This is a genomic window from Mucilaginibacter sp. KACC 22063 (assembly GCF_028736115.1).
Lineage (GTDB): Bacteria > Bacteroidota > Bacteroidia > Sphingobacteriales > Sphingobacteriaceae > Mucilaginibacter.
Genome location: NZ_CP117877.1, coordinates 2,080,466 through 2,094,409, shown reverse-complemented (window position 1 = coordinate 2,094,409; position 13,944 = coordinate 2,080,466). Strand labels below are relative to the sequence as shown.

Annotated in this window: 11 protein-coding genes; 5 read left to right on the top strand and 6 right to left on the bottom strand. The window is 40.3% G+C overall.

The annotated features are described in order from the left end of the window. Window positions 1-4: 4 nt before the first annotated feature. The 5 genes from PQ461_RS09245 to PQ461_RS09230 form a co-directional block, all read right to left on the bottom strand. Window positions 5-418: a Fur family transcriptional regulator gene (locus PQ461_RS09245; protein ID WP_274303551.1), complete on the bottom strand. Its 414-nt coding sequence runs from the start codon at window positions 416-418 to the stop codon at window positions 5-7. A gap of 9 nt (window positions 419-427) precedes the next feature. Next, window positions 428-1,609, bottom strand: a complete 1,182-nt coding sequence (locus PQ461_RS09240) for an efflux RND transporter periplasmic adaptor subunit (protein WP_274303548.1) — start codon at window positions 1,607-1,609, stop codon at window positions 428-430. A gap of 1 nt (window position 1,610) precedes the next feature. Beyond that, a complete protein-coding gene (locus PQ461_RS09235) occupies window positions 1,611-5,987 on the bottom strand; it encodes a CusA/CzcA family heavy metal efflux RND transporter (protein ID WP_274303546.1) in 4,377 nt (1,458 codons plus the stop codon). A 77-nt stretch (window positions 5,988-6,064) separates the two neighbouring features. Continuing rightward, the gene (locus PQ461_RS21225) at window positions 6,065-6,346 is read right to left on the bottom strand and encodes a DUF6660 family protein (protein ID WP_443192791.1); all 282 of its coding nucleotides are present in this window, start codon (window positions 6,344-6,346) and stop codon (window positions 6,065-6,067) included. A 790-nt stretch (window positions 6,347-7,136) separates the two neighbouring features. Continuing rightward, a complete protein-coding gene (locus tag PQ461_RS09230) occupies window positions 7,137-7,661 on the bottom strand; it encodes a 2,4'-dihydroxyacetophenone dioxygenase family protein (protein ID WP_274303544.1) in 525 nt (174 codons plus the stop codon). Between the two features lie 383 nt (window positions 7,662-8,044). On the opposite strand from PQ461_RS09230, the gene PQ461_RS09225 reads away from it, so the two are divergent. The 5 genes from PQ461_RS09225 to PQ461_RS09205 all read left to right on the top strand — a co-directional run bounded on the left by PQ461_RS09225 (window position 8,045) and on the right by PQ461_RS09205 (window position 12,941). Next, window positions 8,045-8,566 carry a hypothetical protein gene (locus PQ461_RS09225; protein ID WP_274303541.1) on the top strand — a complete coding sequence of 174 codons (522 nt, stop codon included), beginning with the start codon at window positions 8,045-8,047 and terminating at the stop codon, window positions 8,564-8,566. A 130-nt stretch (window positions 8,567-8,696) separates the two neighbouring features. After that, complete coding sequence (locus tag PQ461_RS09220) at window positions 8,697-10,043, top strand: sensor histidine kinase (protein ID WP_274303539.1); 1,347 nt, start codon at window positions 8,697-8,699, stop codon at window positions 10,041-10,043. Next, window positions 10,040-10,732, top strand: coding sequence for a response regulator transcription factor (locus PQ461_RS09215; RefSeq protein WP_274303536.1), 693 nt, complete (start codon window positions 10,040-10,042; stop codon window positions 10,730-10,732). The genes PQ461_RS09220 and PQ461_RS09215 overlap by 4 nt, the downstream gene beginning before the upstream one ends. Before the next feature lie 297 nt (window positions 10,733-11,029). Then, window positions 11,030-11,716, top strand: a complete 687-nt coding sequence (locus PQ461_RS09210) for a peroxiredoxin family protein (protein WP_274303534.1) — start codon at window positions 11,030-11,032, stop codon at window positions 11,714-11,716. A gap of 232 nt (window positions 11,717-11,948) precedes the next feature. Then, window positions 11,949-12,941 (top strand): TlpA disulfide reductase family protein, encoded by a 993-nt coding sequence (locus PQ461_RS09205; RefSeq protein WP_274303532.1) that lies wholly within the window; start codon window positions 11,949-11,951, stop codon window positions 12,939-12,941. Between the two features lie 837 nt (window positions 12,942-13,778). On the opposite strand, the gene PQ461_RS21270 is transcribed toward PQ461_RS09205, so the two are convergent. Beyond that, a complete protein-coding gene (locus PQ461_RS21270; protein WP_490356149.1) occupies window positions 13,779-13,859 on the bottom strand; it encodes a hypothetical protein in 81 nt (26 codons plus the stop codon). Window positions 13,860-13,944: the final 85 nt, after the last annotated feature.

Here is a 13,944-nt window from a genome sequence, read left to right as displayed (position 1 = left end):
TGCATTATTGCTTACATGTTGCACATAACCCCTTTACTAATAGGCTGATCTCTCGTCTTTTATAGCCGTTAGGCAACATAATCTCCGGTATATGGGTTCGTGGCAGGCAATGGGTTTCCTTGCAATTGGTACAATAAAAATGGATGTGCAGATCATGGTGGCCATTGGCTGTACAGTCCGGCTGACAAAGCGCGAATTTGGTAACACCTGTGCCATCTTCGACACGGTGTACTAACCCATGTTCTTCAAAAGTTTTAACAGTCCGGTATAAAGTCACCCTATCTGTTTTTTTCAAGCTAACTTCCATATCCGTCAGGCTTACCGCACTGGTTTGCTTTAGCAAATAATCCAGCACAACCAACCGCATTGCGGTTGGCTTGATCTGTTTATCCTGTAATAGCTTTTCTAATTCTTTCATAACTTATTCTTACTCGCCGCTACCCGCTGATTTTGACTCTAAATAAAATGCTCCTTTAGTAGCGATCTGCACACCGGCAGGCAAAGCACTTAATGGTGTGATCTGAATATATCCCAACTCAGCTACGCCGGTTGTAACTTCGGTTTTTGTGAAAATGGTCTTGCCGTCTTTGGCATGGGTGAAGGTGATAAAAATATATTGCTTGCCTTCAGAGCGGACTACCGCATCTACAGGTACCGCATCGGTCAGTTTGCTGCCTGTACTGATTAGCGCGGTGACATACATGCCGGGGATCAGGTTCTCATGCGCTTTATTGTTGATGACCGCATGAACAATTACCCCTTTGCTCTCATTTTCAAATGATTTATTGATGCCATTGATGGTTCCGTTAATAACCTGGTTATTTTGGTTCGTCAGCTGAAAACTCACTTTTTGACCAACCTTTACAGCCATCAGGTCTTTTTCAAAAACGGTCAGGTCGCAGTGTATTTTGGAATTATCTACTACTTCCATGATGGAGGTGCCCGGCTGAACGAAAGCGCCGGTATTTGCAGTTATCGTACCCACTGTACCACTGATTGGTGATAAGACCGGGAACTGTGAAACGATATTACCGCTGCTGATCCTGCCCGGAGACACCCCTAATTGCCTTAATTGGCTTTCGTAGGCGGTAAGCCGTGAACGCTCGGCATTGTAGGTAGCTTCGGAAGATTGAAACGATTTGCCGGTACCTGCACTAGCGGCTTTCAATTGAGTTTGGCGGTCATATTCCGCCTGCACATAGGTGAAGTTGTTTTTGGCGGCCAAATAATCCTGCTGTAGTTTGATCAAATCCTGATTTTTGATAGTCGCCAGTACCTGACCTTTTTTTACCTGCTGGCCTTCCAACACGTTGATATTGCTAATGATACCACCGGACAGAATACTGACATCGGCCTTGTTTTGCGGCGGCACGGCCAATTGACCGTTTGCTTTTACCACCGCATCCAGGTTCTTTTGTTCGATAAGGCCGATGGTAATGCCCACTGATTTCATTTGTTCTTCAGATAGTTCCAAACCACTTTCTTTATCTTTAATTTCAGTTTTAGTGGTGTCTTTTTCTTTGTTACCCGAATTTCCTGAACACGATGCCAGCAGTGCCCCTGTAATCAGCAAGGCGGCGATATATAGTTTATATGCTTGATATTTCATGTTATTCTCCTCTTAAATATTGTAATTGAATCGCCGATTGGTTCAAACGGCTAACCGCTTCGATATAGGCTAATTTGGTTTGCACTGCAGCTGATATATTTTGGATATATTCGATATAGCCGATCTCGCCCAGGTTAAAGGAAACCTGCGTGATGCGTAGTTGCTCATCGGCCTGCTTTAACCCGCTGCTCGTGTAATATTCCACTGCTTGCCTGTACTTTTGATATTGCTGCATTTCCTGTTCGTATTGCAGCCGAACCTGACTTTGTACATTTTGGTAATTAGCCTGCGCGATCTGGCCGGAAATTTTCTCAGCCTTGATCCGTGAGCGATTAGCGCCATTGAAAATCGGCAAAGCGACACCGAGTTGAATACCTGCGATGCGAGTGCCAGGCGAATAACTGCGGTCAATACCCGCTGGATTAAAACCTGAAATCAGTAATTGCTGGTTATAGCCGAACTTGAGATCAGGCATTCCTTTGGACTTTTCTACAGCAATACGGGCATTGGCTACTTCAATGTTTTGCAGTTCCGCATTCACCTGTGCGTTTCGACTTGTATTGAGCGTGTCATTTGATGTGGTTAACAGCAGTGGTAGTTTACTTTCTGCTATAACAAGCGGTTCATTTGTGTTCAGCAGTTGTTTTAAGGCCAGTTCGTTACTTTTAAGGTCTGCCTGTACGCTGATCTTTAAGGCTTGTACTTCCTGATACTTGTTTTTGGCGCTGAATAGCTCCAGGTTGGATGTTTCGCCGGTCTTTAACCTGACCTCGGCGCGTTTTACGAAACCATTGTAAATACTGTCCTGATAGTTTAATATGCGCAGCATTTCCCGGTTAAGCAGGTAAGCATAAAAAGCATTGCGCACATTTCGGGTGATCTCCATGCGGGTAACATCACCTGTCCGCTCTGCAAGTACGGTTTGCTGATTCAATAACTTGCGCTGATTTTTGTATAATCCAGGCCAGGCGATATTTTGGGTAATGCCGATGGCATTATCCATGTTGCCCCCGCTGGTTGGGTCTTGCGTTACGGTTAGGTCGGTTTTAGGAATATCGGTGCCTGATTCTTGCAAAGCGCGACTTTCTTCTACTGATAGCCTGGCTGAACGTATTTGCAGGTTATTACGCAGGGCTTTGGCAATAGCGCTATCCAGTGTCAATGGTAGATTGATTTGCGCTTGTGTGCGACTGGTTTGCAATAACAATAGGCCGCTAACCATAAAGAGCGCGATCAAGGTTTTCGGTACTTTAATGCGTATGGTTTCCTTACGGTTGAATAGTAAATAAAGACAAGGAAGTACAAAGAGCGTCAAAAACGTAGCTGTAATTAAGCCGCCAATTACCACGGTTGCCAATGGCTTCTGAACTTCCGCACCGGCACTGGATGATAAGGCCATCGGCAAAAAGCCTAAAGAGGCTACCGAAGCTGTCATCAATACAGGGCGTAATCTTGTTTTTGTACCCTCTAATACCCGTTCATATATATTGTCCCAGCCTTCTTCTTTGAGCTGATTGAAATAACCGATCAATACAATGCCGTTGAGAACCGCTACACCAAACAGAGCAATGAAACCTACACCGGCAGAAATACTAAAAGGCATACCGCGTAACAACAAAGCAGCAACGCCACCCATTGAAGCCAATGGTACTGCCGTGAATATGAGCAAGCTTTCTTTAACCGAGCGAAAGGTTACATAAAGCAGGATCATGATAAATAGCAAAGCTGCCGGTACAGCAATAGATAAGCGAGCTTTGGCGGCCTGCAAATTCTGGAATTGCCCACCATAGGTTAGGTAATAGCCTGATGGCAGTTTTAAACTATTATTCAGCTTGGTTTGAATTTCTTTGACCGTTGATTCTACATCGCGGTCTTTTACATTAAAACCTACATAAATGCGACGTTTACCATCTTCTCGGGAAACCTGTTCCGGTGCATCTTTAAAGGAAATATCAGCCACCTGGCTTAAAGGAACTTTGTTACCAGACGGTAAAGGGATAAGCAGGTTTTCTACACCAGAGATATTCTCCCGGAGATCGCGGTTTAAACGAACTACCATATCGAAGCGCTTTTCTCCCTCGAATACGACTCCTGCTACGCTTCCGGCGAAAGCGGTTTTCAGGATCATATTCACATCGCTGATATTTAAACCGTACTGTGCCATTTTATCACGGTTATAAGCAACCTGTATCTGTGGTAAACCGCTTACCTTTTCGACATAAGGTTCGCGCACGTCTTTAACCGGATCGATCAGTTTGGCTATCTTGTTGGCTTGCGTAGCCAATACGTCGAGGTCGTCACCATAGATTTTTATAGCCACGTCCTGCCGGATACCGGTCATCAATTCATTAAAGCGCATCTGCATAGGCTGTGAGATCTCGACGTTAATGCCGGGGATAACGGATAATGCTTCTTCCATCTTTTCCGTCATTTCTTCGCGGGTCTTGGCTGTTTTCCATTCCGCTTTTGGCTTCATGGCCAGCATCATATCACCCTTTTCCATCGGCATGGGATCGGTCGGTATTTCAGAACTGCCGATACGGGTAACCGCCTGCTTAATTTCTGGAAACTGGTCTTTGAGGATTTTCTCCGCCTTGCCAAAGGTTTTCACTACTTCGGTCAAGGAAGTGCCCTGCATCATAGATATTTCTACCGTCAGATCCCCTTCTTCCAGCGTAGGGATAAATTCACCGCCCATTTTGCTGAAAGCCCAGATAGATATACCAAACAGGATAAATACGATAGTTACAGTTATAACTTTGGCTTTGAGGATGACAACCAAAGCCCTTTGATAGAACCTTTGCAGGAACCCGATGATACGATCAGAAATGTTCGGCTTATGCGAAGTGTTTTTACTTAGAAACAACGCGCTTGCCATTGGAACATAAGTAAGAGACAGAATAAACGCGCCTAAAATGGCAAAGGCCACCGTTTGTGCCATAGGACGGAACATTTTTCCTTCGATACCCACTAAGGATAATAAAGGCAGGTAAACGATTAAGATAATGATCTGACCGAATGCCGCCGATTTCATTAGCTTACTGGCGCTGTCCCGAACTTCTCCATCCATTTGTTCGGCCGTAAGTTTTTCTAGGCCTTTTTGCTTATAGCTGCCGGTGGTAATATGATGCACCACGCTTTCCACAATGATCACCGCACCATCTACGATCAAACCGAAATCTATTGCACCTAAACTCATTAGGTTGCCGGAAACTCCGAACAGGCGCATCATAGAAAAGGCAAACAGCATCGCCAGGGGAATCACGGATGCAACCACTAAACCTGCACGGAGGTTACCTAAAAGCAAGACCAATACAAATATGACGATTAAAGCCCCCTCTAATAAGTTGCGTTCTACCGTGCCGATAGCGCGGCCGACCAATTCCGTGCGGTCAATGAATGGCTCGATCACGACACCTTCTGGCAAAGATTTTTGTATCTGTACCATACGTGCTTTCACATTGCCGATCACTTGGCTAAAATTTTCTCCTTTCAGCATCAGGGTAACGCCTGCTACTACTTCGCCCTCGCCATTACGGGTAACTGCACCATAGCGGGTTGCACTTCCAAATTGTACGGTAGCTATATCACGAATGAGTATGGGCGAACCTTTGCTATTCTTTACAACGATCTTCCGTATATCGTCCAGATTTTGAACCTGTCCCAAGCCACGAATAAAATAGGCGTTGCTTTGTTGCTCAATGTATGAGCCACCCGTGTTCTCATTATTCTTTTCCAGCGCCTGGTATATTTCAGGAATGGTCAGGCCTAATGAATTGAGTTTGTCATTATCAAGTGCGATCTCGTACTGTTTAACATAACCACCCCAACCGCTTACCTCGGCTACGCCGACTGTTCCCGCCAACTGTCTCCTGACTAACCAATCCTGTAAAGTCCGCAGATCGGTAGCGCTATATTTATTTTCATAGCCTTTTTTAGCATGGATGACATATTGGTAAATTTCCCCTAAGCCTGTGGTTATCGGTGCCAGAACCGGCTCTCCAAAACCCGTTGGGATGCTACTTTCAGCTTCTTTTAATTGGGCATTCACCTGTTGCCGTGCCCAATAAATATCTACGTTATCCTTAAATACTATGGTGATAACGGATATACCGGAACGGGATATAGAACGTTTTTCAATGATCCCGGCGATATTGGCCATGGAAAGTTCTATTGGAGCAGTTATAAATTGCTCTACTTCTTGTGCACCGAGGCTCGGCGCTTGTGTAATGATCTGTACCTGGTTATTGGTAATATCGGGTTGCGCATCAACCGGCAGGTTGACTGCGGAATAAATACCCACCAGTATCAAAACCAGTGTCATAATCCCGATGGTTACCTTGTTCCTGATAGAGAACGAGATAATCTTATCAAACATAAAATGTAAAAATTAACACGAATAAGGGATGGCCTTACAAAAGTTGATTGCAGGCGAAAACATTGAAGAAAATCGTATTAACTTATTTGAGGAGGTTGCCAGATATTGATTGGCTGATCCTGAATAGCAGGTATGCTATAATGGGGATATTCCCGTATTATTGATTTGTTAAAAATACTGATAGTAACCTTTGCAGTCAAAGTCCTGGCTGTGGAGCAACAGGAGCAAGTACAAAAAGGCGGGCAAATTTCCTGTCCTCTTTCATCATTAGCAGAATGACTTTTTTGAACGGTCACATGCATTACACCTGCAATCATATCCTCTCTATCCTGACAAGGCAGGATGGCAAGGATCGTCATGTAGACGCTGAATATGATAGCTAAGTATTTCATTCCCTGCAAAGTTAAAGAATTAATTAACTGCTGTATAGATATTTATTTCTTTGCAATGCCATTGCATTCTGAACAGAATAAATATCACATTAAAAGCCTACAGTAAAATGATAATTACTTTTGGTGTTATCTCAAAATCTCAATTCGTTTTTGTATCTTATATCTTATAAGATTTGCAATTAATCTGTTATCAAAAGTGGTGAGTAATTCGGTGAGTAAGAATTTAAATCCACATAAATATTGAATTAGAAGTCAATACAAGGGCATCACAAATCCCTCCGGCTCCACGAAAAATGGCGATTTTGTTTAAAATCGTCATTTTTTATATCCATTATTCCTCTTGTCGAGTGTTTCCTTAAAGTACCTCAATAAAAATGTTAAACAATTGTTAAACATTTCCCTTGTCCAATTTTAAAATGAAGGTTGATTAGCGATTCTTGCTTTGACAAAAATCGCAAGGTTATTAATGATACTTTTGATCTATTTTCTTCTTGACGTTTATCACGCATTAATTCGTAAGATCCAGTATGTAGATTAATAAACCAGACCTGGTACCGCCTTTAAAGCTATTAAGGAAGTAGAACATTACTTTGCCCGCAAACTGCTGGTTAAACTTACCATGCAGACAGAAGAAAAGCTGTTAGTTGGAAAAGATAAAACGACAGCTTTCCTGAAATGGCTTGAAGAACGTTAATTAATACCTAAAAATTATATCCGCGCAATACATGATGTTAAAGCGCGGATATTGGATTTGAAACTATCGGATCATGGCATCCAGCAATGCAGGGTCTAAGCCTACAGATTCATAATGCTTACGTGCAATTTCAAGTATGGTAAAGCCATCATCATAAGCTAACATATTGCCATTGGTAATCTTGTCAATGTAAATAAAGCCTCCTCTAACCACAAAAAGTATCATGGCAGGTTCGGGTTCAGTAGGTTCCACCACAAGGGTATGTGCTTCCCCGGCAGGTTCATAAATGAAAGTTCCGGGTTTGGCTGTCCAATCATGTTCAAGGTATCGCCAGTTACCTCTTAGGGTATGGCCGATTACGGAAGTAGAATGAAAATGCGGCGGCATTTGAGCACCCGGCTCACCACGAAGAATGACTATAAACCCTCCGCCGCTGAGATTAAATTGGCATGGCTGAAAAGCAACACCAGGCCCGAATGGCACCCACAAGCACTCATCATCTAAATTGGTGTCTACGGTATAATCTGTAGTCTGACGCTGTCCCGGCATCAAGCCGTCTGTAAAAAAGCTAAATTGTTGAACTGGCATATTTATTTATTATTATAGGGCAAGCCGTAAAATCTTTTTCATGATTGTCATATTGAAGTGCAAAGCTATCTGCATGCACTTCCTGAAGTGTTAACGTGAAAATCATTAGTGTTAAGAAGTGTTAATCCTATATATCCTACTCTTTATTATTCAAAAAGCCGGAACATAGCGAAGTAAAGTTGAAATGGGCCGGTTAACAATAGTTAACACTATTTAAGATTGCGTTAACATTAACACGCTAAAAAGGATTGAATCTTTGCCGCAAGTAAAACGGAGCTAAGCAAGCCGTGTAAGCACCGATAAATATTATCGTATTACATAACCTTACACCAATGCCAATGCTACCGTTTACAACAAATAGTATTAATAAAAACTAAAAATTTATGAAAAAAGCAGTTGTCATTCTTGCAATCATTATGACAGTAACGGGTTCACGTATTTATGCCCAGCAAACCCCATTTAAATGGACTTTTGGCATTAGTGGAGGTATCGCAAAAAGGCAAACATTTAATGAGGTCTTAGGCGCCGATTTTGGATTTGAGGCCAGGATTAGCAAAGTTTTTTCAGCTTCTGCAGGTGTTGGCTTCGAGCATTTGTTTGAGCATGATTTTGTAAATCGCGAAAAATATGGATATCCGTATGGTCAACCCTACAATACCTATCCTATACTGGTTGGTTTAAAAGCCGATATTGGTAGTGGGTTCTATGTTGCTGCAAAGGCAGGTATTGCGATAGGTGCCCCGAACAAGTCCTACGAAAACTCATTTATTTGGACACCATCAGTTGGATTTGCCTTAAAAAATGGTTTAGATTTCAGTGTACGTTACGAAGATTATACGAAAATAAGAGGCTCACAAAACTTTGGATTAAGGATTGGCTACAGCATTCCTTTTAAAAAGAAATAACCTATGTCATTTTAAATAAAACCACATCAATGACCGTTGAAAAGGCTTATTGATGTGGTTTATAAACGTTACATGCAACCTCAACTAACAAGTGCTATTTGAATATTGATATAAGCTATATTTGTAATACGTGAAGCAGAAACTACAAATAACTTTTATAATTGCCACGCTGGCAGTATGCAGCATTGTATTATTTCAACTTTACTGGCTATATTATAACTACAGCAATGCGGAACGTAGCTTCCATACCACGGCTGTACAAGCTCTAGAAAAAAGCATCAGCTTATATCAGTCACAGCAAATTGAATTACCAACATCACTTAATTATAAAAAGCCTTCGCTAACCGTATTTATGCGCACTACACCCAGTGTAGAAGCATTTGACCTGGATACGCCTAAACACAAACGGTTATTTAATGCTGAATTTAAAACTGTTGCTATTGATAAGCAGCATGAACCTTATGTACGCGAGCTAATTGCCCGTTTCATGACACAGCAAATGCATAAACCGCTTGACCTGAAAGCCTTAACAGTTATCTATTCAAATGAGCTAAAAAAAAATGGCATCAAAATGCCGGTTAAATTAACTTCAAGAAAAACACCTTTAGAAGTAAAACCAACCGAAGTGGCATCAAGAATTGATTTTTATAAGTCTCCGGTTTTGGTTGTCGCCAAACTGGACAGTAGTGGATGGATGTTCAGGCATAATGTGTTACCAGCCAGCGTTTCACTGGTATTAATCTTACTTTCTGCCGGTAGCTTGTGGTATATGAGTGTTATTATCCGCAGGCAATTAAAACTCGACCGGCTGAAAAATGATTTTATCAGCAATATTACCCACGAATTAAGAACTCCCCTAACCATACTTCGTTCATCTAATGAAGCCATAGCAAGGTTTGATGTGGCTACTAATCCTGAAAAACTAAACCGTTACACAGGCATAAATGCAGACATTATTGATAAGTTGGAGGGTGAAGTGGAACGCATTATGGACATCAGCTTGATAGACCATAGCCTGGGTGTGAAGAAAAGGCAACAAGTAGATCTGGTTGAACTTATAAAAAATTTGATCGGGCGATTCCAGGTGTTAGATAGTAATGCGATCAATTTTAACTATAATGGTTCCGAAATAGTTGTGAATACTGAACCTTATAAGATCGAAACCATTTTAAATAATCTGCTTGATAATGCATCGAAGTATGCCGGGGCCAAAGCCCATATATCAGTTGAGATAATTAATAAGTCCGATAATTGGCAACTTATTGTAAGTGATACTGGAAAAGGTATAAGCGCTGATGATCTACCCTATATTTTCGACAAATATTATCGGGTCAACAACGGAGATTTACACGATGTTAAAGGTTACGGATTGGGATTAAGCCACGTTAAGGGTTTGGTTGAATCTTTAAATGGGAAGATAAAAGTGAAAAGCAAAGAAGGCCAAGGTACTACGTTTATACTTACTTTTCCTGTATGATGAGCACGCAAATATTATTAATTGAAGATGAACCCGTATTGGCATCTATCATTAAAGAATCTTTGGAAAGCCGGGAGTTCGAAGTCGCTACAGCCGCTAATGGTGTTGAGGGCTGGAGCTTATTTAACGAATTAAAACCTGCGCTGTGCATTGTAGATGTAATGTTACCTAAAAAAGATGGATACACATTAGTAAGGGATATCCGCATGGTGGATAAACGCATACCATTAATATTTTTAACGGCAAGAACGCAAACAGAGGACGTGCTTAAAGGATTGGAATTGGGCGCAGACGATTACATGAAAAAGCCCTTCAGCATGGAAGAATTAATATTGCGTATTAAAGCCCTATTACGGCGGAACGAAAACCAAGACCTTAGTGTTTCTCAGCCTGCTATTTTTAAGTTAGGCCAGCTCCAATTCAATTTTCTGCGCCTGGAAATTATTGATAAAGAAGAGACAAATTATTTATCGCAGCGCGAAGCTGATCTTTTGTTGCTATTGATTCAAAATAAAAACAGGTTATTAGACCGCAGAACAGCCCTGTTAAAGCTTTGGGGCGAAGACAACCGTTTTAATGCGCGCAGCATGGATGTTTACATCACCAGGTTGCGTAAATTCCTTAAAGATGAACCCTCATTAGTTATACAAAGTGTACGTGGACAGGGATATAAGTTAGCAGAGATATAACATCTCCCTCACAACTCTATCTTGTACGCCTATAACTCTAACTTGGCATCATGCCACCACGTTTTCCGTTTAAACCCCTTAATTACATACTTCCACGTTAGGAAGCAGCACTGTGTACCATTTTACGGTGTCTCAATTTAATGATAGGCTGAATTTATTACCGATTATATTCCGATGCGGAGAAGAGGTAATAGTTTATAATTCTTGCATTTTACAACAAACCTGCTCATTAACACTAGTTAACATTAATAGTGTAAACGTTAACATTCCAGCTTTTTATTGTAGCTTAATTTGTGTATGAAAACAAAAACAAGCTTAATTATTGCCATGCTATTTTCCATCATGGCACACGCACAAGTAAAGGTAAATAGTTTCGTTTTGCCAGATGGCCGGGAAATACCTGTTTATAAACTTGACAGTGTAAAAAAGGCATGGAACGGAAAAGTAATGTTTCAGCATAATGATGAAGATGATAAAAAGCACATCATGCATTTGGTCCGTGAAACGCCAGAAATGGAAAAGCAGTTTGAGGAAAGTACCCGCAAACAACATCAGGCTATGCAGGAGATGATCGGAAAACAAGCAATCGACTTTTCACTGAAAGATTTGCATGGCAAAACCGTAAAGTTGAGCGCATTAAAAGGCAAAGTGGTTGTACTGAATTTCTGGTTCACCAGCTGCCCGCCTTGTAATACAGAAATGCCGGAACTAAATAAGCTTGTAACAGACTTTCAGAATCAAGACGTTGTGTTCTTGGCACTTACTTTTAATGACACATCTAACGTACAGGAGTTTTTGAAAACACATTCCTTTAAATACAATATCCTTCCTTCATCAACTCAGGTTGACAAATTGTACCAAATCTCATCATGGCCAACAAGTTTGATAATCGGGCGTAATGGCGATGTTGCCTTTACAATAAACTATGACCAGCAGATATATGCCGCACTATCAGCGCAGATTAAACAAGCGTTAAATAATTAATTGATGTGAATTTTATGCTAAGCTAAGTAGTTAATAATACCTGGCTTAGTATAAAAATGCATCATAAGGCTCACTATCAAAGCTTAAAATTATAGTGTCAACTTTCAGCACAATTTCAATGTTTACAAATAAAATACTTTTTTTAGTTGTTGCTTTGGCTTTTAACAGCTGCCAAAGCAACAAAGACAGTTTTGTGATTTATGGGCATGTAAGTGGAGCTCAACATCATAAAATGACCTATCTGTACGAAATTGATACCGTTGGTTTTAAGGTGGTAGATTCTGCATCAATTCAAGAAGATGGACAATTCAAGCTTAAGCACCCCGCTCCTTTTCCTGAAATTTACAAACTGGTAATTGACCATAGCAACTTTAATATCATTGGTCAAAACGGAGACAAAATAGATTTCTATACAAATTTATCAGACCCCAACCATAATTATAAAATCAGTGGCTCGGCAGAATCAGATAAGCTACAAATATTAAGCAAAATAGATGACCATTTTGAAAAGCAGAAACAAAGCATCATAAATGCTTTTCAAAGCGAATTAAAAAATGGCACCAATCGCGAAGATTTATTTAAAAAATATGAACCCGTAATGCAGGCAATTTCAGATTCCGCCGATCGCCAGGATCTGCAATTTATGCAAGACAATATGCAGAGCCTTGCGGCTGTGTTTGCAGCATCTTCCCTTGATGATACTAAATATGAAAAAGAGCTGGTTGATTTTGCAAAGGTGATTAAGCTAAATTATCCGAATAGCTTTGCAGATGCTTTCAAAAACAAATTTTTGAGGTTGGCATCAACAGCGGTAGGAAGCAAAGCAGCCAGTTTCGAAATAAAAGATGATCATGGAAAGATAATTAACCTTGAAGATTACAAAGGACGTTTTGTTTTATTAGACTTTTGGGCTTCATGGTGCCCGCCTTGCCGTGCTGAAAATCCTAATGTGGTAAAAGTATTTAATCGCTATCATTCGAAAGGGTTAAATATCCTGGGCATTTCATTGGATACAGATACCGAAGCCTGGAAAAAAGCGATAATATCGGATAAGTTGCAATGGACACAGACATCTGATCTTGCAAAATTTGATGGCCCAACCGAATCTAAATATCATATAGAAAGTATCCCGTCTAATTTCATGATAGGGCCAGACGGAACTATTATAGCTAAGAATGTTTTCGGAGAAGATCTGAATACGCTTTGTAAAAAGCTTTTTCATTAAAATCATAGAACCGCTATCAGCAATCCCGTAATAAAGTTGATAAAAAAGCAAGCGCGGCTTATGCCTGCGCTTACTTAACTAACTAAAATTCTAAGCTATCACTATTGCGATATGCCTGCAAAATTACTGGTTTAAGTAAGTTGAGTAAACAACCGAATTCGGGGCTATACTGGCTATGTAGCTAACCATACTTTTGAAAAACGCCTTAGATAAATGTATTTGTAACCTTGGTCATAGTTTTTAGGATGTTTTAAAAAGAACATCAGCCCTAAATTTTTTTCTAACATAATACGCTAATTATATGGTTAATAAATGTCGAAAAAAGCATTCTTAAGTCAAGATGTCCATATCGTTAGCATCTTATAAATCAGATAATTAGGTCACTTTTCCAGCGTCTTTCTGCAATTAGGTGAACTACTACACGAATGACGCCGATTTTTTTGTGTTTTTAAATGATTTTTAGCGATGTGGAGAAAAATAAAAAGCCCCTAAATCGCTAATTTAGAGGCTTTTGTTAGATTTTGTTAGTCTTCCCAGCGGTGAGGGAGGAACTTGTGACGTCCTCTATTTTACGCAGTTTTTATATCATAAAAGCAGTTTTTAAAATTCGACTCACCGAATGACTCACCACTTTAGATTTGACTGAATTTTAGTGCAAATGCTATGCTTCAAAGTTATGAATTAAGGTTCAGTTTCCAAATAATTACTTCACCTTACCAAACATCTTTTCAAAATCCACTTGGCTTTTTACAAAGTTAGATATATACCTACATCAATGGGATATGATTTACGAATGTGTCTAATATCTTCAGGGTCATCAGTTGTACTTCAAAAGTTTTAATAATTTATATTACCATCCCTCGAAAATTTAAATACGGGAATAGGTTTTTGCTTTGTACCATAGCTGGCATCTGACAGTTCTGTTTTATTTACCGTTGCGGTAATTTATTCGCCAGATTTTATATCATTTATAAAAGTGCTAAAGTCAAGATCATAATCCTTG

What these genes read in the sequence shown, in the direction of transcription:
- PQ461_RS09245 (WP_274303551.1), bottom strand. Translation starts at nt 418, where the DNA reads ATGAAAGAATTAGAAAAGCTATTACAGGATAAACAGATCAAGCCAACC.
- PQ461_RS09240 (WP_274303548.1), bottom strand. Translation starts at nt 1,609, where the DNA reads ATGAAATATCAAGCATATAAACTATATATCGCCGCCTTGCTGATTACA.
- PQ461_RS09235 (WP_274303546.1), bottom strand. Translation starts at nt 5,987, where the DNA reads ATGTTTGATAAGATTATCTCGTTCTCTATCAGGAACAAGGTAACCATC.
- PQ461_RS21225 (WP_443192791.1), bottom strand. Translation starts at nt 6,346, where the DNA reads ATGACGATCCTTGCCATCCTGCCTTGTCAGGATAGAGAGGATATGATT.
- PQ461_RS09230 (WP_274303544.1), bottom strand. Translation starts at nt 7,661, where the DNA reads ATGCCAGTTCAACAATTTAGCTTTTTTACAGACGGCTTGATGCCGGGA.
- PQ461_RS09225 (WP_274303541.1), top strand. Translation starts at nt 8,045, where the DNA reads ATGAAAAAAGCAGTTGTCATTCTTGCAATCATTATGACAGTAACGGGT.
- PQ461_RS09215 (WP_274303536.1), top strand. Translation starts at nt 10,040, where the DNA reads ATGATGAGCACGCAAATATTATTAATTGAAGATGAACCCGTATTGGCA.
- PQ461_RS09210 (WP_274303534.1), top strand. Translation starts at nt 11,030, where the DNA reads ATGAAAACAAAAACAAGCTTAATTATTGCCATGCTATTTTCCATCATG.
- PQ461_RS09205 (WP_274303532.1), top strand. Translation starts at nt 11,949, where the DNA reads ATGACCTATCTGTACGAAATTGATACCGTTGGTTTTAAGGTGGTAGAT.